We start from the raw sequence: 21,372 nt of genomic DNA on the forward strand, positions 1-21,372 counted from the left end.
CTGCTGCACCCGTTACGGCAACGTGATGTGCAGCCGCGGCAGCGTGATTCCCCTGTTCATCGACCAGATCAAGGCCGGCAAGCCCATCACCATCACCGATCCGGACATGACCCGTTTCCTGATGAACCTGGACGAGGCGGTGGACCTGGTGCAGTTTGCCTTCGAGCATGCAAACCCGGGCGACCTGTTCGTGCAGAAGAGCGACGCCTCCACCATCGGCGATCTGGCCAAGGCGGTACAGAAGCTGTTCGGCGACACCGGCACCCAGATCATCGGCACCCGCCATGGCGAGAAGCTGTATGAGACCTTGATGACCAAGGAGGAGCGCATCCGCAGTGAGGACATGGGCGGCTACTACCGCGTGTCCGCCGACGGCCGCGACCTGAACTACGACAAGTTCGTGGTGAAGGGCCAGGTGCACACCGAGGCCGACGAGGCTTACACCAGCCACAACACCCGCCTGCTGAACGTGGACGAGACCGTGGAGAAGATCCTCACCACCGACTACGTGCGCGAGGCCCTGGAGAACTGGAAGAAATAAACGGAAAAGGAAGCCATTGCAATGGATCTGAATACCCCTATCCTCATCACCGGTGCGGGCGGCTTCATCGGCAAAAATCTGGTGGCCACCCTGAAAACCGCCGGTTATACCGACCTGATGCTCTTTGAGCGGGACGATACCCCCGAGACCCTGGCGGAGTATGCCGCCAAAGCGGGCTTTGTGTATCATCTGGCGGGCATCAATCGCCCCAAGGACCCCAGTGAGTTCTATGCGGGCAACGCGGGCCTGACCGAAACCCTTCTCAACCTGCTGGACAAGGCGGGCAACAAGGCCCCGGTGCTGGTGACCTCCAGCACCCAGGCCGCGCTGGACAACGACTACGGCAAGAGCAAGGCCCAGGCCGAGCAGGCCATCTTTGCCCACGGCAAAGCCACCGGCGCGCCGGTGTATGTGTTCCGGCTGCCCGGCGTGTTCGGCAAGTGGTGCCGCCCCAACTACAACAGCGTGGTGGCCACCTTCTGCCACAACTCCGCCAATGGCCTGCCCCTCTCGGTGCGAGACCCGGAATACCGGCTGCCGCTGGTTTACATCGACGACGTGGTGGCCAGCTTTGTGGCCGCACTGGACGGCAATTGCACCCGCGAGGGCGACTACTGCGTGGTGCCGGTGGTGCACGAGACCACCCTGGGCCATCTGGCCGAGACCATCGAGGGCTTTGCCAAAAACCGCGAGACCCTGGACGTGCCGGACCAGACCCCCGGTAGCCTGGAGCAGAAGCTTTACTCCACCTGGCTGTCCTACCTGCCCGCCGACCGGTTCTCCTACCCGCTGAACATGCACTGCGACAACCGGGGCAGCTTCACGGAATTTCTGCACACCCCGGCCCACGGTCAGGTGAGCATCAATATCTCCAAGCCCGGCATCGTGAAGGGCAACCACTGGCACCACTCCAAGAACGAGAAGTTCTTGGTGGTGAAGGGCACCGGCGTGATCCGCTTCCGTGCGCTGGACAGCACCGAGGTCATTGAATACCACGTTTCCGGCGACAAGCTGGAGGTGGTGGACATTCCCACCGGCTACACCCACAACATCGAGAATGTGGGTCAGGACGATATGGTCACCGTGATGTGGGCCAACGAGGTCTTCGACCCGGACCACCCGGACACCTTCTTCCTGCCCGTCTGATTCTTCATAAAGGAGCGCGCTTTTTATGAGCAAACTGAAACTGATGACCATCGTGGGCACCCGGCCGGAGATCATCCGCCTTGCCGCCGTGATCAAAAAATGCGACAAATACTTTGACCAGATTCTGGTGCACACCGGCCAGAACTACGACTACACCCTGAACGGCATCTTCTTTGAGGACCTGGGCCTGCGGGCGCCGGATCACTACCTGAACGCGGTGGGCGAGGACCTGGGCGAGACCATCGGCAACATCATCGCCAAGAGCTACAAGCTGATGGTGGAATTAAAGCCCGATGCTCTGCTGATTCTGGGCGACACCAACAGCTGTCTGTCCGCCATTTCCGCCAAGCGGCTGCACATTCCCATCTTCCACATGGAGGCGGGCAACCGGTGCTTTGACGAGTGCCTGCCCGAGGAGACCAACCGCCGCATCGTGGACCACATCGCGGATGTGAACCTGTGCTACTCCGAGCACGCCCGCCGCTACCTGAACGCCGAGGGCACCGCCAAGGAGCGCACCTATGTGACCGGCAGCCCCATGGCCGAGGTCCTGCGGGCAAACCTTGCCCAGATCGAGGCCTCCGATGTGCTGGAGCGTCTGGGTCTGGAGCCCAAAAAGTACATGCTGCTCAGCGCCCACCGGGAGGAGAACATCGACACCGAGAAAAACTTTGTGGCCCTGTTCTCGTCCATCAACGCGCTGGCGGAAAAATACAACATGCCCATTCTCTACTCCTGCCATCCCCGCAGCCGCAAGCGGCTGGAGGCCATGAACTTCCAGCTGGACGAGCGGGTGCGCCTGCACGAGCCTCTGGGCTTCCACGACTACAACCACCTGCAGATGAACGCCTACTGCGTGGTGAGCGACTCCGGCACCCTGCCCGAGGAGTCCAGCTTCTTCACCAGCATCGGCAAGCCCTTCCCGGCGGTGTGCATCCGCACCTCCACCGAGCGCCCCGAGGCGCTGGACAAGGGCTGCTTCATTCTGGCGGGCATCACCGCCGGCGGCGTGGAGCAGGCGGTGGACTTCTGGCCGGAGCCCTTCCGCATCAACGACATTGTGGAGGGGTTTGTTGAGGACGGCCTGGAGGTGGATGTGCTGTGCGGCCTGCCCAACTATCCCAAGGGCGAGTGGTTTTCCGGTTACAAATACACCGGTCCCCGCCGGGAGGAATACAAGGGCGCGCAGGTGTTCCGGGCCGGTGAAATCCCCCGCAAGGGCAATTCCGGGGCCATGATCTTTTTGAATTATGTGAGCTGGCCCTTTTTCGCCCTGTTCAGCCTGTGGCGGCTGAAGGGCCCCTATGACGCGGTGCTCTGCTACAATACCAGCCCGGTGCTGATGAACTTCCCGGCCATTGTGTATGCAAAGCTCCACCGTATCCCCTTCACCAGCTACGTGCTGGACATCTGGCCGGAAAACCTGTACAGCGTGCTGCCGGTGCAGAATGGTCTTCTGCGCCACATCGCCAGCGCGGTGAGCGACTGGCATTACAAACGGGCCGAGCAGCTCATCGCCATGAGCCCCTCTTTGAAGGAGCGGCTCATGGCGCGCACCGGCAAGGGCGCCGACCGGGTGGCGGTGATCCCCCAGCACTGCGAGGATTTTTATGCCATTCCCCAGCCAGATGAGGCGCTGGCGGAGCGATATGCGGGCCGGTTCAATCTGGTGTTCACCGGCAACTTCAGCCCGGCCCAGAGCCTGGACACGGTGATCAGAGCCGCGGTGAAGGCCCGGAGCATGGGCGCGGAGAATCTGCGTCTTCTGATGGTGGGCGACGGCATGAGCCGACAGGCTCTGGAGGCGCTGACCGACGAACTGAACGCCCGGGATACGGTGGTGTTCACCGGCAGCGTGCCCCCGTCGGAGGTACCCCGCTATACCACGCTGGCGGATGGACTTGTGGCTTCTCTGAGCGCCAGCCCGGACCTGGGCATGACGGTGCCCGCCAAGATCGCCAGCTATATGGCGGCAGCAAAGCCGCTGCTGGCCAGTATGGACGGCGAGGGCGCCCGGGCGGTGGAGGCCTCCGGGTGCGGCTTTGCCAGCCCCGCCCAGGATTCCGACGCGCTGGCCAACAATATGCTGGCGCTGTATCGGGCCGGTGAGGCAGAACGCTCCACACTGGGGCAGAAGGCTTTCGCCTGGTACCAGGCGAACTACCGCCGCCGGGCGGTGCTGGACCAGCTGGAAGCATTTTTGATTCCAGGCGAAAAAACAAACGTTTGAGGTGAATCCCTTGAAGGTACTCGTGATCATTCCCTGCTATAACGAGGCGGAGAACATCTGCCGGGTGGTGCAGCGGCTGAAGGCCACCTGCCCGGATGTGGACTATCTGGTGGTGAACGACTGCTCCACCGACGACAGCGCCCGCATCCTGCGGGAAAACGGCTACAACTATCTGGACCTGCCGCTGAATCTGGGCATCGGCGGCGGTGTGCAGAGCGGTTATCTGTACGCCACAGCCAACGACTACGACATCACCGTTCAGATGGATGGCGACGGTCAGCATGACCCCCAATATCTGTACGATGTGATCCGCCCCGTGGCCGAGGGCAGGCTGGACATGTGCATCGGCAGCCGCTTCATCAAAAAGGAGGGCTTCCAGACCAGCTTCATGCGGCGGGTAGGCATCCGTTTTCTGAGCTTTATGATCCGGCTGCTCACCGGCCAGCGTGTGCTGGACGTGACCAGCGGCTACCGGGCCTGCGGCAAGCAGATGACCGCCCTCTTCGCCAAGCACTACGCCCAGGATTACCCGGAGCCGGAGGCCATCGTTACGGCCATCTGCAACGGCTACAAGGTGGGCGAGGTGCCGGTGGTTATGGAGGAGCGCCAGGGCGGCGTATCGTCCATCCGGGCCTTCAAGAGTGTGTACTACATGATCAAGGTCAGCCTGGCGCTCGTCATCCACCGGCTGAGCGCCATTCAAAAAGGAGGAAAAGGATGAGCCCGGTATTCCAAGGCCTGCTTTTGGTGGGCGATCTTGTTTTTCTGTTTCTCATCTTTGTGATGGTCAAGAACGGCCGACTCAGCGTCCGGTTCAGCCTGCCCTGGCTGGGGCTGGGCGCGGGCATGCTGGTGCTGGCCATCTGGCCGGAGGTCGCCAAGATCCTGCGCAGCCTGGTGCAGGTGGAGGTGGTCTCCAACATGGTGTTCATCATGCTGTTCTGCTTTGTGCTGCTGGTGCTGCTCATTCTGTGCGCAGTGGTCAGCGAGTACAATGAGCGGCTCAAACGCCTGACCCAGACAAACGCCATGCTGGAGCATCGGGTGCGCCAGCTGGAGGAGCAAATGCAACGTACCGGCCGGTAACAATCATCGGGCCTGTCCGTCTATTTTGGTATACAAATAACATGCGCAGCTGCCGGGCCTCGGTTTCGATCGGGGCCCGGCAGCCCCGCCAAAGGATTGATGCATTTCATGATGGCCTTGCTGCTCCATCTTTTTTTATTTTCTGCTTTTTTTCTGGGCTGGTGCCTCTGGCTGTTCCACCGGCTGCGGCTTCCGGCGGAGCAAACGCCGGTGGTCGCCATGTGCGCCCTTTCGGTGGTCACCTATCTGTTCGGGCTGGTGAACCTGTTCGGACTGATCCAGCCGGTCTTGTACGCCGGAGGAATCCTGCTGGGCCTGTGGACGCTTTTCCGGCAGGGGCCGAAGCTGCTGCGGCGCCTTGTCACCCTGCCCATGATCGGCTTCGGCCTGGTGTGCGGCTGGTTCATGCTGCTTTTGCGCGGCGCCGCCGTGGAAGGGCATGACAATTTTGCCCACTGGGCCATCGTGGCCAAAAGTATCCTGACCCACAACGCCTTCCCCACCGCCGCCAATACCGCGGTGGAATATGTGAGCTACCCGCCGGGAACCGCCGTCTGGATCAAACTGGTGTGTGATCTGCTGGGCACCTCGGACGGCACCATGCTGTTTGCCCACATTATCCTGAACATGGCCTGCATCCTGGCTTTGATCCCTCTGTGCCGCCGGTCGCTGCCGGTGGGGGCTGCGCTGGTTGCCTACGGCATCTTCTGCTTTTTGCAGTTCAACGGTTGCGGCAGCCTGATGGTGGACTACCTGTTCACCCTGCTGGTGCTGGCCACCGCCGCGGTGATTCTCGCCTCCTGTAACGAGCATTCCGCCGGCGGTCTGACCGGTGCGCTGGTCCTGCTCTGCTTCACCACTCTGGTGAAAAACAGCGGACTGATCTTTGCGGTCATCGGTCTTGTTCTGGCCCTCTGGGCGGTCTGGCACAGCGGCTTCTCCCGCAAGATCCGCTGGATCTGGAGCGGTCTGCTGACCCTTGCCCCTGTCGGTGTATGGGCACTCTGGCTGCTGCGGGTTCAGCTGGTATACGGCGAAACCTCTTCCAAGCACGCGGTCTCGGTGGAGAACTACGCCCAGCAGATCAGCGAAAAAAGCGCGGCGGATATCGCCGCCTTTCAGCAAAGCTTTTTCACCTACTGGCTGCACCCGGGCTACAGCGGCGTGGTCTTCTTCTGGATCACCGTCGCTTTTTGCATCGCGGTTCCGCTGCTGCTTCTGGCAATGGGCCGCATTGACAAAAAACGCACCCTGCTCTATGCCTGCGGCAGCCTGGGGACGCTGGCGTTTTATCTTTTCACCCTGTATCTGACCTATCTGTTATCCATGAGCCGGGAGGAGATGCTGGTTCTTGCCAGCCTTCCCCGCTACATCGTGTGCTTCTGCGCCGCCATCACCGGGCTTATGCTGATGGCGCTGCTGTGGCATCTGCAGGGACACAAGGCACGCCCCTGGGCGGGCGGAGTTATTCTTGCCTGCTGCCTGTACGCTCTGTTCGTCTGCCAGCCCGGTTCCCTGCGCTGCCTTTACAGCAAGCAGGATTACCAGAATAATGCCGAACAGGCCCCCTGGATCGAGCTGCGGGAGGAATACGGCCTGCCGGAAGGGGCCAGCTATCTGTTCTACACCAACAGCTCCCCGGTGGACGGCTGGACCGGCCTGATGGTGGCCCGCTATGTGTTCAACACCGACCACGCGGCGCTCTGGCAGCTGCGGGACGACGGTCCCTATCTGGCCGCTGCCTTTGAGGAATACGAGTATGTGGTGTTCAAATCCCCGGATGCGCAGAGCGATGCGGAGCTGGAGCGCTGGGGCTTTGACCCGGCTTCCACTCCCTATCTGGACCGGGGAACCTTCATTCAGCGGCAGCAGGAGCTGGGCTCCTGAAAGCCCCGGCAGTCTCTTGGATTCAACGATTTCGGTGTGAGGTGCATGCATGGATTTTAACACATTGGTCTTTTTGGGCTTTTTTGCGGGAGTTGCGGTACTCACCTACTGTGTCCCCCGCCCGGCAAAGCCCTACCTCTGGCTGCTGGCCAGCTATGCCTTCTATCTGTATAAACCGGAAAACGCCCGACTGGTGTTTATCCTCATCAGCGTGACCGTGGTGACCTGGGTGTGCGCCCTGGCCATGGACAGTGTTCCCCAACAGGCCACGCGGCGGCTGTTTCTGGTGGTCTCGCTGGGTGTTTGCTGCGGGTTTCTGTTCTTTTTCAAGTACTTCAACTTCTTCGGTGAGCTGCTGGGCGGCATCACCGGCCTGTTCGGCGGCGCGGCACCTCATCTGGACCTGATTGCCCCGCTGGGTCTTTCCTACTTTACCTTCCAGAGCCTGGGCTATGTGATCGATGTGTATCTGCACCAGACCAAGGCCGAGCGCAACCCGCTGAAATACGCGCTGTTCGTGAGCTTTTTCCCCTGCATCTTCACCGGCCCCATCGAGCGCAAGGAGCACCTGATGGCTCAGTTCGAGCATCCCCGCCGGTTTGACTATGACCGGGTGGCGGGCGGTTTGTTCCGGGTGCTGTGGGGCTATGTGAAAAAGATGGTCATTGCCGACAACATCGGCGTATTTGTGCGGGCGGTCTATTCCGCACCGGACCAGCACACCGGCCCTTATCTGCTGGCGGCCAGCCTGCTGTTCAGCTACCAGATCTACATGGACTTCTCCGGCTGCTGCGACATCGCCATCGGCGCGGGCCGGATGCTGGGCTTTGATCTTCTGGAAAACTTCAACCGCCCCTTTGCCGCCAAGACCTACACCGAGCTGTGGAACCGGTGGCACATGAGCCTGACCAACTGGTTCAAGGACTACATCTTCACGCCCCTCTCCTTCTATAACCGGGGCGCGGAGGGCTTCCTGGGCAAGCTGCAGGGCTGGTTCAACATCTTTATCATCTTCCCCATCAGCGGCCTGTGGCACGGCGCCAGTCTGGGCTATGTGATCTGGGGCGTTCTGAACGGCCTGTTCATGGTGGTGGGCAAGGCCACTGCCAAAAAGCGCCGCAAGCTGGCCAAGAAAAACCCGCTGTATCAGGTTCCTCATCTGCAGGGATTCATCCAGCGGTGCTGCGTGTATCTGCTGTTCACCGCCTGCATCGTCTTCTTTGCGGCCGATCTTTATGGCGGTCAGGCGGGCACCGTGTTCGCCGGTCTTTTCACCGGCTGGGGGAAGGCAGGCCTTGCCCAGCTGGCCAGCGGCTTCGCGGCGCTGGGGCTGGGCGGCAGTACCGTTCTCATGCTGGTGGCCAGCAGCCTGGTTGTGGAACTGATCGAAGCCCGCGGCCCGGTGGCTCAGTGGATTCGCACCCAGCGGGCCTGGGTGCGCTGGCCGCTGTATTACGGGCTCTGCCTGCTGCTGCTGTTCTTCGGCGTATTCGGCCAGTCGGCTTATATCTACCAGCAATTCTAAGGAGGTGCGGCGATCTTGACCAATCAACCCAAGCGCAAAAAAAAGCGCAGCCTTGTGCGCACGCTCCTGTATCGTTTCTTCACCGGGCTGGAGATTCTGATCAAATTCTGCTTTTTCATCCCCATTCTGCTGTTCATGGTCTGGTTCAGCCATAAGGTGGACATCAGCGGCCTGTTCCAGGGCGAACTGGCTCCTCGCGAGGTGGCCAACATGCTGCTGGCAGGTGACACCGTTTCCAACTACGACAAGATGGACGAGCGGGCGGTGCTGGAGCTGTATGTACAGAATCTGCCGGAGGAGCAGGTGCCGGAAACCATTGCTCTTGGCTCCAGCCGGGTGCTGCAGCTGCAGCAGGAGCTGGTGGGCGGCAGCTTTTTCAACATGGGCCTGAGCGGCGCCTCCGCCATGGATGTGATGAACTGCTTCTATCTGCTGGACAAGGAGGGCAAGCTGCCCAAAAACCTGATCATCGAGGTGGACCCCTGGCTGTTCAACGGCGAGAATCCCACCCTGAACCAGCAGGCCGACACAGAACTCTTTCCGGAATTTTTGCAGAACGCTCTTGGCATTGAAAGCGATTATCAGGAGCCGGACAAGCTGGAGCTGTGGAAGGCACTGATCGACCCGGCCTACTTCCAGGGCAACGTGAAATATGCTCTGAAGCAGCGGGCCACCGGCGAGACCACCACCGAGGACGGCGAAAGCATTCCCTTCCAGCCGGTGAGCGGTGATCTGGACCAGCTGGAATACAACGCCAAAGCCCCGGACGGCACTGTGGTCTATCAGGCGGATTTTCGCAACTGGAATTACGACCAGGTGATGGCCGAGGTACTGGATCAGGCGGGCACCCTGGACGGACTGCACGGCTTTTCCCAGATGGACCCCTACTGGACCGATCTGTTCGAGCGTTTTGTAAGCTATGTGCAAAGCAAGGATGTGAACGTGGTCTTGCTGCTCACGCCCTATCACCCCTTCATCATCAAATATGTCCACGACAATCCCCAGGGCTTTGAGGGCTTCTTTGATGTGGAGCCCTGGCTGCGCAGCTTTGCCCAGGAGCACAACATTCCCCTGTACGGCAGCTACCATGCCAGCCGCATCGGCGTGCCGGAAAGCCTGTTCTACGACGGCCTGCACTGCAAACCGGAGGCCCTCAAGCTGTACTTCCCCGGCATCGAGGCCGCGCTGCAGGGCCTGCAGACCTCCTATGAGGCTCAGTATCTGGAAACCTACGGGGCGGACAATGCCGATCTGGTGACCAACGCCCTGGTGGGCACCACCGCCGACTGCCTGGTGGTGGACGAGGAATGGTTTGCCAAGGCCAGCACCACCTGATCTCCGTTCCTCCTGTACAACAACAAAAGCCCCGCTTCACGCGCTGTTGCAGCGCGGTGAAGCGGGGCTTTTCTCTGTTTAAGCGTAAGCGTTCAAGCCAAGACCGGTTTCCAGGTCAGACAGCATCCGGTCCAGAGCAGTAATACCGCCTTCCGCCGTGTACCATACCGCCGGGTTGGCCAGATGGACCACGTGGCCCTCCTGCGCCGCCTGAGTCTTGTTCACCAGCTCATTGTCCATGATCTCCTGGGCCAGCTTGGCGCCATCGGTGCCGATGGCCGCGTCACGGTCCATCACAAAGATGTACTGGGGGTCCTTTTCCACGATGAACTCGAAGGAAGCCTCATTGCCGTGGGTGGAGGTGTCGATGTTGGCATCCACGCCGATGTTCTCAAAGCCGATCTCCCGGCCGATCAGCGAGCAGCGGCCGTCGTTGCCCAGCACGTTATAGCTGCCGCTGGTGCACATGCCCACAATGGCGGTCTTGCCGGCAGCAAACTCCTGCAGAGCGGCAATGCGGCCGTCAAAGCCCGCCATCAGCTCCTTCGCCTTGCTTTCCAGCCCGAACAGAGAGGCAACGGTGGCGGCGTTCTGGCGCACGCTCTCCACCACGCCCAGCTCGGTATCGGTGGAAAGATAGATCACCGGCGCGATCTCGCTCAGAGCATCGTAGGAGGAGGCCAGGCGGCCGCCGATGAAGATCACGTCCGGATCGCTGGCCATCACCGCCTCCAGATCCGCCTCCTTGATGGTGCCCAGGTTGGCCACCGCTTTATCCTCCATATAGCTCTTCAGGTAATCCAGACTGGTGGAGGCGCTGCCCACCACCCGGCCGCCCAGGCCCAGTGCATCCAGAATGTCCAGGCTGGCCATATCCAGCACTGCGATCCGCTGAGGATCGTAGGGAACCGTCAGTTCCACGGTTTCCTTGCTGCCGTTCAGGCTCCGGATGGTTATTTCCTGCTGTGCGGCAGAGGAGGAACCGGATGCGGCCGCCTCACTTTCGCTTTTGGGGGACGCCATTGCGGCCAGGTCTGCCGCGATGCCGCCGCAGGCGGTCATGGAAAGGGCCAGCAAGCCGGCCAGCGCCAGGGAAAGATATTTTTTCATGGGAAATTTCTCCTTTGATGGAAGATTTGTTTGAAATGTGCGTCAGTAATAGATGGACAGCGGCCTGCCCTTCACGGTCTGGACCTCAAACTCCACTCCGTAGATGTCGGACAGATTCTCCTTGGTGATCACCTCGTGCACCGGGCCGAACTTGGCGATGCCGCCGTCCTTGAAGGCGCAGATGTAATCGGAGTAAAAGGCCGCATAGTTGATCTCGTGCAGCACCAGAATCACGGTTTTGCCCAGCTCATCGCACAGGCGGCGCACCGTCTTCATCAGATTGGTGGCGTGGTAGATGTCCAGATTGTTGGTGGGCTCGTCCAACAGGATATACTCGGTGTCCTGGGCGATGACCATGGCGATCAGCGCCCGCTGCCGCTGCCCGCCGGAGAGCTCATCCAGAAACCGGTCCTGGAATTCCTCCAGCTCCATATAGGCAATGGCCCGGTCAATGATCTCTGTGTCCTCGGCGGTGAGCCGGCTGCCGGAATAAGGGAAGCGGCCGAAGGCCACCAGCTCCCGCACCGTGAGCTTCATCTGAATGTTGTTGGACTGGGTGAGAATAGCCAGCCGCCGGGCCAGCTCCCGGCTCTTCCAATGGCCGATGTGAGTGCCGTCCAGCTCCACCAGGCCCTCGTCCTGGGCAATGAGCCGGGAGATCATGCTCATCACGGTGGACTTGCCCGCCCCGTTGGGGCCGATCAGTGAGGTCACCTTGCCCTTCGGAATGGAAAAGCTCACCCCGTTCACCACAGTCCTGCCCTGATAACGCTTGGTCAATCCTTGAATCTTCATGGTCACACCTTCTTTCTTGCCAAAAGCAGATAGAGGAAATAAAGTCCACCGCCCACCGTGATAAACACGCTCACCGGCACGGCGTAGGAATACACATGCTCCACAATGAGCTGGCCGCCCACCAGCACCGCCATGCCGAACAAGGCGGAACCGGCGATCAGCTGAGTATGCCGGTAGGTGCGCAGCAGCTGGCGGGAGAGGTTGGCGATGATCAGCCCCAGAAAGGAGATGGGGCCCACCATGGCGGTGGCCACCGCGATGCAGAGGGCAACCCCCAGCAGCAGGCGGCGGATGCAGCGGTCGTAGTCCACGCCCAGGTTGATGGCCTGGTCCTTGCCCAGAGTCAGCACATCCAGCAGGGCAAGCTCCCGCCGCAGGGCAAAGGCCACCCCTGCCAGCAGCAGCACCGAGAACAGCAGAATCTCGGAGTTGATGTTGCTGAAGCTGGCCACCAGGGTGCTCAGCAGGCTGTCGTACTCGTTGGGGTCCATCACCCGGGTGAGGGTGGTCTGGATGCTGCCGAAAAAGGAGGTGAGCACCGTGCCCACCAACAGCACATACAGCACGTTGTGGCGGGTCATGCGGAAGATCCAGCTATACAGCACCGTGGCCGCAATGCCCATCAGCACCACATCCACCCCGAAGGCCAGATTCGCGTTGGTGGCGACCACACTGGCCGATCCCAGAAAGAACACCACCGCGGTGTGGATGAGGGTGTACAGCGCGTTCATGCCCAGCAGGCAGGGGGTAACGATGGTGTTGTTGATCACCGACTGGAACACAATGGACGCCCCACCGATGGACACCGCCGTGACCGCCATGGCCGCCAGCTTGGGGGCGCGGATCTTCATGGAGTAGGCGAACAGACGGGCGTTGGCCGGGTCGGTATTGACCAGCAGATAGCCCGCGGCACACACCAGCGCCAGTACCGCCAGAATCAGCAGCTTGCGCCGGTTGGACCGGATGGCAGCAGTATTCATGCTTCGCAGCCTCCTTCCTTTGCCGGCATGGGGCAGCAGCTCTGCGCCGGAGCCGTGAGCCGGATGGCCTTCCGGCCATTGCGCAGCCGGTAAAACAGCAGGCCGATAAACAGCACACTGCCCAGAATGCCCACGATCAGCTCGATGGGCAGCTCATAGGGCGCGATCACCACCCGGCCGATCATGTCGCACACCAGCACAAAGATGGCACCGAACAGGGCGGTATCCGCCAGAGTGCCGCGGATCTTATCGCCCTTGAACAGGGCCACCAGATTGGGCACGATCAAACCGATATAGGAGATGGAGCCCACGACCACCACCACGCTGGCGGTGATCATGGCCGAGATGCTCAAGCCCATGAACAGCACCAGATTGTATGGCACGCCCAGGTTTTTGGAAAAATCCCGGCCCAGGCCCACAATGTTGAAGTGGTTGGCGAACACAAAGGCCAGCACGATCAGCGGAGCGGTGAGCCATACGATCTCATACCGGCCCTTGATGACCAGGGAAAAATGTCCCACCAGCCAGGAGGACAGCGCCTGGGTCATCTCGTACTGATAAGCCAGATAGCTGGTCACACCGCCGATCACATTGCCGAACATGATGCCCACCAGCGGCACCATGACCGCATCCTTGAACCGGATGCGCTGGATGAACCACACAAATACCCAGGTGCCCGCAATGGCGGCGGCAAAAGCGAACAGCGCCCGCCCCCACAGGGTGGAATCCGGCAGGAACAACAGGGCAAACAGAATGCCCAGCTGGGCGGAAGAGATGGTCGCCCCGGTGGTGGGGGATACAAATTTATTGCTGCACAGCTGCTGCATAATCAGTCCTGCCACACTCATGCCCGCGCCGGTGCACAGAATGGCCAGCAGCCGGGGCAGGCGGGACAGAAGAAAGATCTCCCAGGTGTGGGCATCGCCCTGTATAAGCGCTCTCAGCTCCAGATCGATCACGCCCACAAACAGGGATGCGGCGGCCAGTATTGCCAGAATCGCCGCAAGCACTGCAGTGATCCGGTTGGATTTCATGGATGGTACCCTCCTTATCGCACAAGGTTAGTATAAACTAACCACTTTTCATAAAGTAAGCGCGGCCTGGGGCAGCTGGTCTTGTCTGCCGGGCACCGCGCATTGCATGAGTGAGTATAGCATGAAAAAAAGCAGCCGCGCAATCAAATTCTTGCGCGGCTGCTTTTACAATCTTGCTGTTTAAACAAGTTCAGGCCTGATAATCATACTGCAGCATGGGCTCGGTCCAGTGCTCCAGCACCTTGCACATATCCGCTGCCGTGGCCTTGGCACCGGGCAGGTCGTGCTCCAGGTAGTTGCCGCACTCCTTGCGCTCGCTGCCGGGGATCTTGCCCTCAAAGTCGGCGATGAAGGCAAAGCACTCCCGCACCAGAGCAATGGCCTGCTCCCCGCTCATGGCATCCCGGGTGAGGAAGTAAAAGCCGGTGCGGCAGCCCATGGGGCCCACGTAGATGATCTGGTCGCTGTAGGCGGAGTTGCGCACATAGGTGGCGAACAGATGCTCGAAGGTGTGCATGGCGGGACTGGGCAGATACACGCCCCCGTTGGGCTTGACCATGCGGATGTCGTAGGTGATCACGTCGCCGTCCACCCGGGAAACATACATGCCCTTTTCCAGCTTGTCGTGGTCGACGGTAAAACTTGCGATGGTTTTCATGGGAATCCTCCTGCTCAGTAGGCGATGCTGCCCAGCACCTGACCGTCAATGGTCTTGGTGGTGAACAGGCCGTTTTCATAGATCATATAGCTGTGGGAGCCGTCCTTGGGAATGGATACGCTGCCCGGGTTCAGAATCAGGGTATCGCCCTGCCATTCGGCGTGCTTCACATGCACATGGCCGAACACAAAGGCACTGTGGGCAGGCATGGGAGGCAGGTTCTCCGGGTTGAACTTGTGGCCGTGGGTGGCAAACAGGCACTTGCCCTCCTCCAGCCAGAGGGTGGTATAATCGGCCATCACCGGGAATTCCAGCACCATCTGGTCCACCTCGGCCTCGCAGTTGCCCCGCACCGCGATGATCTTCTCCTTCAGGCCGTTCAGCATGGGGATCACCTTTTTGGGTGCATAGCCCTCGGGCAGGTCGTTGCGGGGGCCGTGATACAGCAGATCCCCCAGCAGCAGAATGCGGTCCGGCTGCTCGGCCTGAATGCGCTCCATCAGTTTTTCACAATAATAGGCCGAACCGTGCAGGTCGGACGCGATCAGAAGCTTCATACGTTTACGACTCCTTTGAAATGGATTTTCGTTTTTTCCTCTGTCTTTTCAAAACCGGGCTGACGCTGCGGCCAGAAAAGCACCCCGCACAGCAGCCAGACGGTCACATTCATGCAGGCCCACAGCACATGGGTCTCCATGGTGGCGTGGCAGAGCATCACCAGGCAGCACACCGCCTCGGCAGTCAGGCCTTCCTTGAGCAGCCGCCACATCAGCAGGGCAAAGCCCAGCCAGATCAGGGCACTGGCCACCGGACCGGCCACGATCCAGTAATACAGATAGGCATTGTCCACCAGCATATCCGCCCCGGGCATCTGGCCCGCAATGGCAAACGGCATGGTGGTAATGCCCTGCCAGCCCAGTGAGATGCGGGTGCTGAACAGACTGTCCAGCCGGGCCAGCAGCGGGTTCTCCGGATTCCAGCCAAGGGCAAGTCCCATACTGGCGGCAAAGGCCAGCAGCGGCGCAGCCGTGAGCAGCAGCCGTACCGGCAGCGGACGCAGCACGCCGGGCCAAATGTGCACCACCAGCAAAGCGGCGATGAGCAGCACCAGGCAGATGGTGACAGCCCGGCTGTCCGGCCCGAAGTTGCAGAATACCGTCAGCACTGCCAGCAGGGCAAAGTCGAACCATTTCAGCCGCTTTACCCCCCGCAGGCACACAGACATCAGTGCAAGGGCCAGCAGGCAGGCCCCGAAGAAATTGTACCAGCCATAGCCGAAGCTGTTCCGGTAGCGGCCGGTGCCCAGCTCCTGCACGGTATCGATCACACCTGCCACCGAGCTGAGCGCCACAACACCCACGCTGAGCGCTCCCACCGGCAGCACCAGCTTCAGCGCCCGGCGCAGCGGCACATCCTTGGCTGCCAGCGCAAACAGCAGCGCCATCATCATCCACTTATTATGGTCGTTCATAAACACCCAGCGGATCACAAACAGCACGCAGAAGGCAGCAGCCAGCTGGCGGCCGTCGTACCGGGTGCAAAGCAAAATCTTGACCAGCAGGCAAAGCACCACCAGATGGTCCAGCGCCATGGTACCGTATTCAAACAGCCAGGGCAGACGGTCCCGATACAGGCTGTTCACAAAAAAGATCTCGAACTGGTAGACCGCCGCTGCCACGATAAACAGCCAGGGTGCCAGCGCCTGCCGGACATCGCCCAGCCAGCCGCCGAACAGCTGCCGCTGCACCGTCAGCTGTCTGCCCAGATCAAACCAGGGAGCTTCCATGGGGCGGCGCAGCGTCTGCCAGGCATACCACATGCAGCCCAGCGCAAGCCCAAGCACGGCAAGATTCGCATAGCCGTAAAGGCAGTCGATGATAAAAGAATGCAAGGGTCCTTCTCCTTTAAAAAACAGGGTGGCAGAGCCCGCGCCGCAGGCTCTGCCCTCTGCCGCGTCCTGCGCGGCTCAGCTGTATTTCTTCACAATGTCCTGCATGGCCTCAAACTGCTGCTCCATATCCTGCACCAGCTTGAACTGGGTGCGGGCGCGGATCAGGTTGTGGGTGGGATACTGGGTCTTGAAGTAGGTATCCCCCTGCAGGTAGTCAGTTAAAAAGCGCATGCCGCACTCCAGCGTCAGCAGCTTTGCACCCCAGGCCAGATTCGCCTTCTCGTTTTCGGTGAGCACATCGCCTGCGGTTTCCAGATAGCCCTTGGTGTAGGCCTCGAACAGATCGATGTCGAAGTTCACCTTGGCAAGATCCGGCTCGTCCTCAGCGGCATGGGTGGCACCGAAGCGGATGGAGTCACCGAAGTCATTGAGAGCAAGGCCGGGCATGATGGTATCCAGATCAATGATGCAGATGCCCTCGCCGGTCTTCTCGTCGAACAGGATGTTGTTCAGCTTGGTGTCGTTGTGGGTGACCCGCAGAGGCAGGGTACCCGCCCGCAGCTGGCTCATGAGCACGCTGCAGTCCGCCGCATGGTCCAGCACAAACTGGATCTCATCCTTGCAGGTACGGGCACGGTTTTTCACATCCCGGCGCAGCGCCTGTTTAAAATTCTTCAGCCGGTCCTCGGTGTCGTGGAACTTGGGAATGGTCTCGTACAGGGTATCCGCCGGGTAGCCGTCCAGCTGCTTGAGAAAGCGGCCAAAGCTGCGGGCGGACTGATAGAACTGCTCCGGGCACTCCACACTCTGGTAGCAGACCGAATCCGGAATAAAGTTATAGCACCGCCAGGGCAGGCCATCGGTATCCTCGAAATAGTTTTCCCCGGCTTTGGTCTTGATATAGCTCAGGGTCTCCCGGTCCGGGTCACCGCCGGCGGCTCGGATGCTCTGGCGCAGGTACTCGGTCACGCCGAAGATGTTCTCCATCACCTCGCGAGGCTTTTTGAACACATTGATGTTGATGCGCTGCAGCACGTAGCTCAGCTCTTCCTCGCCGTTCTCTCCGGGCATAAACACCGCGTAGGTCTCGTTGATGTGGCCCGCGCCGAAGGGCTGCACATAGCTGCACTGGTTGCCGAAGCCGAAGGCATACAGCGCATCCTCCAGCATGCGGCTGTCCACACCGTCGATCTTGCGGCGCTTGGCAAAGATCACCTCGCCCGCCTCCACCTTGCGGTGGGCCTCCACATGGCAGTTGGCCTTGACCACGCTGCCCAGACCGATGTGCGCGCCCTCGTCCACTACCGTATCGTGGTCAATGATGGCGCCGCTGTTCACCAGGCAGCCCAGACCCAGCTTGCTGTGGGTGTTGATCACGGCCCGCTGCATCACAAAGCTGCCCGCGCCGATCTCGGCACTGGGGCTGACCACCGCGCTGGGATGGATGATGGTGGGCACCACAAAATCCGCCTCCAGCAGCTTTTTTACCCAGTGCAGCCGCATCTTGTTGTTGCCGAAGGCGGCCACCGCACAGGGGTATTCCTTGCGGAAGTCCTTGTAGTCCACCAGCTTGCCGATGACGCAGGCCTCCTTGCAGGCATCGTCCAGCATGGCAATTTTATCAAACTGGCGGGTCGCCATGGCGGATTCGTAGACCATATGGCCAAAACCGCCTGCGCCCAGAATCAATAGGTTCGGCATTGGGTTTTCCCCTTTCTGTTTGCCCGGCTGCCGCGCACAGCGGCAGATCCGGTGAAAATCTGTCAGAAATCAATGTAACTCTATTATAGTAAAAGAAACACCCCAATACAAGGTATCGGGGTGTTTTTCCTATTGACCCGCCAATTCTCAAACTGGTTCACCAGCTGCCGCCGCCCTGCATGAACACAGCCGCCAGCAGCTGCAGCACCATCAGTGCTGCAGCGCCCGACAGCATGACCGCACCGCTTTTGTTTATTTTCCATTCCCGGCCCTCCGCCGCCATCCGCTTGGCCCGGCCGGTCTGGCACAGCAAAAAGACGATGCCCAGGCAGACGCCCGGCAGCATGGTAGCCATCTGCGCTATGGCCCCCGGGCTGTTGTTGGGGATGCGGAACACCCCCGCACAGAAAAGACAGAGGAAGAATTGTGCCCCGAACAGCCCGCTCCACCAGAGCACCGGCTTTGCCTGCTGGGTCTGGATATCCTTTGCCAGCTCGCGCCCCGGCTTTGCTTTGGCCGCAAGACCGGGATACCCGGTCACCAGATTCCGGCCGTATTTGTACTGGGCGCAGCCAATGGCTCCCAGCAGCCCGACCGCCTGAATCACGATCAGAACGCCGAAGCTCCATCCGCCGGGAGCAAAGGCCAGCGGCACCGCGATCAGACTAATGCCCGCCGTGGTCAGCTGGACCCACAGGTCCATGGCTCGCACCAGTGTTTCCAGCTTTTTTTCGTCGTAGGCCGCGTCCGGGTCATAGCCCGCCAGCATGGTATAGTCGCCGCTGGAGGTCATCATGGCCAGAATCGGGTGCAGGCTTCCGCCGCACAAAAACAGCAGCACCGGCAAAAGTACCCAGTCCAGCTGCCCCCGCGCTGCCCCCAGCACAAACAGCCCAAGCTGTACTGCCAGTGCCAGCCAGAAGGCAAATCGGGTAGCCTTTTGCCAGGCGGCACAGCGGCGGCGGAAGGCGGCATCCGGGTCCAGCCCGCCCACTAGCTCATCCAGGCTGCAGCCCAGCGCCGCGGTCAGCTGCTGCAGGGTGGCAAGGTCCGGCTGGGTGCGGTTTTGCTCCCAGCGGCTCACCGCCTGCCGGGTCACAAACAGCTGCTCGGCCAGCTGCTGCTGGCTCAGCCCCGCCGCCCGGCGCAGAGCCGCCAGCCTTCCGCCAAAGTCCTGACTCTGCTCTGTTTTTGTTTGCTGCTGTTCGCTCATGGTATTGCCCCGCTTTCCGCCCGGTGTTGTTCCGTTTTTCTGCCCTCAGTATAGCACCGGCCCACGGCGCGCCGCAAGCAACAGCCTGTTGCCTGCCTTCTTCGGGCACAGAAAAAGGCGGGAGCCGGTGGCTCCCGCCTGGGTCATGCGATTCAAATCAATCCCGGCTGCGGCCGAAGATGCGCAGCAGATACAAAAACAGGTTGATGAAGTCCAGATACAGCTGCAGCGCCGCGAAGATGGAGGCCTTTTTCGCCATGGCCTCGTTGCCTGCATAGGCAAAGTACAGCGCCTTGATCTTCTGGGTGTCGTAAGCGGTGTAGCAGGAGAAGATCACGATGCCCAGAACGCTGAACAGAATGCTGGAACCGCTCATAAAGAACATGCCGATCACGCTCACGATCATCAGCACGATCAGGCCCACCATCAGCGGGGTGCGCCAGCTGGTCAGGTCCCGCTTGGTCAGGTAGCCGTAGGCGGCCATCACGCCGAAGTACAAAGCAGCCGCACCAAAGGCCATGAGCACATCGCCCATGTTATACAGCCACAGGTAGGAGCTGAACACCAGACCGTTCACCGCCGCATAGACGAAGAACAGCGCCCGGGCCGAGCCCACGCTCATGCTGTGCAGCCGGGAGACCAGCGCCATGACCAGCACGATCTCCAGAATCGCCAGACCAAAGAAGGTGAAGCTGGAGCGCAGCAGATAGAAGCCGATATTGCTCATGTAAGCGACCAGCGACACACCGAAGGTGACCAGCAGACCCGCGAACATCCACAAAAATGTTTTTGCGGTGTAGTTGCTCAGGGTCTCGTACTGGAATTTTTCATTCATATAAACGGTGTTCGGGCCGGAATTGTTCCATTGATTGTAATCGTTCATATCATCAGATCCTTTCTTTGAGACTGATTATACCGTATATTATATCTGGATTTGTAAATAAAATCAAAATCTTTTATAATGACTTTGTGACAAGATCCCCAAAAGGAGCGTTTTCCATGGCCTTCGGTCTTTATCTTCATATCCCCTATTGCCTGGCAAAATGCCGCTACTGCGATTTTTATTCCAGGGGCGGCAGCCGGGGCGTTCCGCCGGAATACGTGGACGCACTGGTGCGCCGGATGGACAGCTTTCGCCGTCAGGGCCTTTTGCCGGAGCATCCGGACACGGTGTACTTCGGCGGCGGTACCCCCAGCCTGTTAACACCGGAGCAGGCCGCCCGGCTGATCTCTGCCGCCTGCCCTGCCCCCGGCGCGGAGGTGACGCTGGAGGCAAACCCGGAAACCGTGACCGAGGCCAGCCTCACCGGCTTTTTGCAGGCGGGAGTGAACCGGCTGAGCCTGGGGGTGCAGACCGCCTTTGACGAGAGTCTGGCCCGGCTGGGCCGCCCCCACACCGCCGCCCAAAGCCGACAGGCCTTTGCGGCAGCAAAGAGGGCAGGCTTTGCCAACATCAGCGGCGATATTATGATGGCCCTGCCCCGGTATACACGGGAGGAGTTCGACGCCACCCTGGAGCTGATCGCCACCGGAGGGGCCACCCACATCTCGGCCTATCTGTTAAAGATCGAGCCTGGCACCGCCTTCGGCAAGCGTCCCCCTGCCGGACTGCCGGATGAGGATGTCGCCGCGGATTTCTACCTCTATGGGGTGGAGCAGCTGGAAAAAGCAGGCTTTGCCCAGTACGAGATCAGCAACTTTGCCCGCCCCGGCTTTGAGGGGCAGCACAACCTGCTGTACTGGAACTGTCAGGACTATCTGGGTCTTGGTCCCGCAGCTCACAGCTGCGTAAACAACAAACGCTTTTACTGGCCCGGCGATACCCGCGCCTTTCTGGACCCGGACTGCCAGCCGGTGCAGGACGGCAGCTGCGGTGCGGAGGATTACATCCTGCTGCAGCTGCGGCTGGCCAGCGGCCTGGATCTGAAGGACTTGAAAGAACAATACAATGTGGAATTTTCGCAAAAACAATTGCATTTTGTAAAACAATGTGTAGCCGCCGGATATGCCCGATTCCAGAATAACGTGCTCACTCTTACCCCTGCCGGGCTGATTATCCAGAACAGCATCCTGTGCGAGCTGCTGGGCTGAAACCTGCGTTTGCTGCTTTTCAGCCAATCCCCACCGGGAATATTATATGCACAAAAAGCCGCCCGCCTTCGGTTTGTTCCGAGTGCGAGCGGCTTTTTCAGGTATTTTTATTTACAAAACGTATATTTTCTATCGTTTTCTACGGAAAT

The 21,372-nt window shown here is 60.2% G+C and carries 19 protein-coding genes and 1 pseudogene; 10 read left to right on the top strand and 10 right to left on the bottom strand.

Annotation, left to right across the window (positions count from 1 at the left end):
• From J7G73_RS02795 to J7G73_RS02835, 9 genes and pseudogenes are all read left to right on the top strand, one after another.
• Window positions 1–541: polysaccharide biosynthesis protein (locus tag J7G73_RS02795; protein WP_291245136.1), on the top strand; the 541-nt coding region annotated here is incomplete at its 5' end.
• 21 nt (window positions 542–562) lie between these two features.
• On the top strand, window positions 563–1,687 hold the full coding sequence (locus tag J7G73_RS02800) for an NAD-dependent epimerase/dehydratase family protein (protein WP_291245137.1): 1,125 nt from the start codon (window positions 563–565) through the stop codon (window positions 1,685–1,687).
• A 25-nt stretch (window positions 1,688–1,712) separates the two neighbouring features.
• Window positions 1,713–3,266 (top strand): annotated as a pseudogene (gene wecB, locus J7G73_RS02805) (non-hydrolyzing UDP-N-acetylglucosamine 2-epimerase); the annotation flags it as partial.
• Window positions 3,267–3,356: 90 nt separating this feature from the next.
• Window positions 3,357–3,917, top strand: coding sequence for a glycosyltransferase (locus tag J7G73_RS02810; protein ID WP_291245180.1), 561 nt, complete (start codon window positions 3,357–3,359; stop codon window positions 3,915–3,917).
• Window positions 3,918–3,927: 10 nt separating this feature from the next.
• Window positions 3,928–4,638, top strand: a complete 711-nt coding sequence (locus J7G73_RS02815) for a glycosyltransferase family 2 protein (protein WP_291245138.1) — start codon at window positions 3,928–3,930, stop codon at window positions 4,636–4,638.
• Window positions 4,635–5,003, top strand: coding sequence for a DUF2304 domain-containing protein (locus J7G73_RS02820; protein WP_087292429.1), 369 nt, complete (start codon window positions 4,635–4,637; stop codon window positions 5,001–5,003). The genes J7G73_RS02815 and J7G73_RS02820 overlap by 4 nt, the downstream gene beginning before the upstream one ends.
• Window positions 5,004–5,111: 108 nt before the next feature.
• Window positions 5,112–6,890 carry a hypothetical protein gene (locus tag J7G73_RS02825; RefSeq protein ID WP_291245139.1) on the top strand — a complete coding sequence of 593 codons (1,779 nt, stop codon included), beginning with the start codon at window positions 5,112–5,114 and terminating at the stop codon, window positions 6,888–6,890.
• A 49-nt stretch (window positions 6,891–6,939) separates the two neighbouring features.
• On the top strand, window positions 6,940–8,415 hold the full coding sequence (locus J7G73_RS02830; RefSeq protein WP_291245140.1) for an MBOAT family O-acyltransferase: 1,476 nt from the start codon (window positions 6,940–6,942) through the stop codon (window positions 8,413–8,415).
• A gap of 15 nt (window positions 8,416–8,430) precedes the next feature.
• Complete coding sequence (locus tag J7G73_RS02835; protein ID WP_291245141.1) at window positions 8,431–9,750, top strand: hypothetical protein; 1,320 nt, start codon at window positions 8,431–8,433, stop codon at window positions 9,748–9,750.
• A 78-nt stretch (window positions 9,751–9,828) separates the two neighbouring features.
• Here J7G73_RS02835 and J7G73_RS02840 read toward each other — a convergent pair whose 3' ends face one another.
• The 10 genes from J7G73_RS02840 to J7G73_RS02885 all read right to left on the bottom strand — a co-directional run bounded on the left by J7G73_RS02840 (window position 9,829) and on the right by J7G73_RS02885 (window position 20,015).
• Window positions 9,829–10,860, bottom strand: a complete 1,032-nt coding sequence (locus tag J7G73_RS02840; RefSeq protein ID WP_291245142.1) for a siderophore ABC transporter substrate-binding protein — start codon at window positions 10,858–10,860, stop codon at window positions 9,829–9,831.
• Window positions 10,861–10,902: 42 nt separating this feature from the next.
• The gene (locus J7G73_RS02845; RefSeq protein ID WP_087292443.1) at window positions 10,903–11,655 is read right to left on the bottom strand and encodes an ABC transporter ATP-binding protein; all 753 of its coding nucleotides are present in this window, start codon (window positions 11,653–11,655) and stop codon (window positions 10,903–10,905) included.
• A 2-nt stretch (window positions 11,656–11,657) separates the two neighbouring features.
• A complete protein-coding gene (locus J7G73_RS02850) occupies window positions 11,658–12,635 on the bottom strand; it encodes an iron chelate uptake ABC transporter family permease subunit (protein WP_291245143.1) in 978 nt (325 codons plus the stop codon).
• The gene (locus J7G73_RS02855) at window positions 12,632–13,669 is read right to left on the bottom strand and encodes an iron chelate uptake ABC transporter family permease subunit (RefSeq protein ID WP_291245144.1); all 1,038 of its coding nucleotides are present in this window, start codon (window positions 13,667–13,669) and stop codon (window positions 12,632–12,634) included. Before J7G73_RS02855 ends, J7G73_RS02850 begins: the two co-directional genes overlap by 4 nt.
• 190 nt (window positions 13,670–13,859) lie before the next feature.
• Window positions 13,860–14,327, bottom strand: a complete 468-nt coding sequence (locus J7G73_RS02860) for an S-ribosylhomocysteine lyase (protein ID WP_291245145.1) — start codon at window positions 14,325–14,327, stop codon at window positions 13,860–13,862.
• A gap of 14 nt (window positions 14,328–14,341) precedes the next feature.
• Window positions 14,342–14,884, bottom strand: a complete 543-nt coding sequence (gene yfcE / locus J7G73_RS02865) for a phosphodiesterase (protein WP_087292455.1) — start codon at window positions 14,882–14,884, stop codon at window positions 14,342–14,344.
• Entirely contained in the window at window positions 14,881–16,218 is a 1,338-nt protein-coding gene (locus tag J7G73_RS02870; RefSeq protein ID WP_291245146.1) for a hypothetical protein, read from the bottom strand. Before J7G73_RS02870 ends, yfcE begins: the two co-directional genes overlap by 4 nt.
• A 75-nt stretch (window positions 16,219–16,293) precedes the next feature.
• Window positions 16,294–17,919 carry a phosphotransferase gene (locus J7G73_RS02875; RefSeq protein WP_087292461.1) on the bottom strand — a complete coding sequence of 542 codons (1,626 nt, stop codon included), beginning with the start codon at window positions 17,917–17,919 and terminating at the stop codon, window positions 16,294–16,296.
• Between the two features lie 157 nt (window positions 17,920–18,076).
• Entirely contained in the window at window positions 18,077–19,132 is a 1,056-nt protein-coding gene (locus J7G73_RS02880; RefSeq protein ID WP_291245147.1) for a helix-turn-helix transcriptional regulator, read from the bottom strand.
• A gap of 157 nt (window positions 19,133–19,289) precedes the next feature.
• The gene (locus J7G73_RS02885) at window positions 19,290–20,015 is read right to left on the bottom strand and encodes a Bax inhibitor-1/YccA family protein (protein WP_291245148.1); all 726 of its coding nucleotides are present in this window, start codon (window positions 20,013–20,015) and stop codon (window positions 19,290–19,292) included.
• 116 nt (window positions 20,016–20,131) lie between these two features.
• On the opposite strand from J7G73_RS02885, the gene hemW reads away from it, so the two are divergent.
• Window positions 20,132–21,223 carry a radical SAM family heme chaperone HemW gene (gene hemW, locus J7G73_RS02890; protein ID WP_291245149.1) on the top strand — a complete coding sequence of 364 codons (1,092 nt, stop codon included), beginning with the start codon at window positions 20,132–20,134 and terminating at the stop codon, window positions 21,221–21,223.
• The last annotated feature ends 149 nt before the right edge of the window (window positions 21,224–21,372 follow it).

Origin of the sequence: Allofournierella sp., assembly GCF_017889395.1 — a bacterium.
In the GTDB taxonomy this organism is placed as follows: Bacteria; Bacillota; Clostridia; order Oscillospirales; family Ruminococcaceae; genus Allofournierella.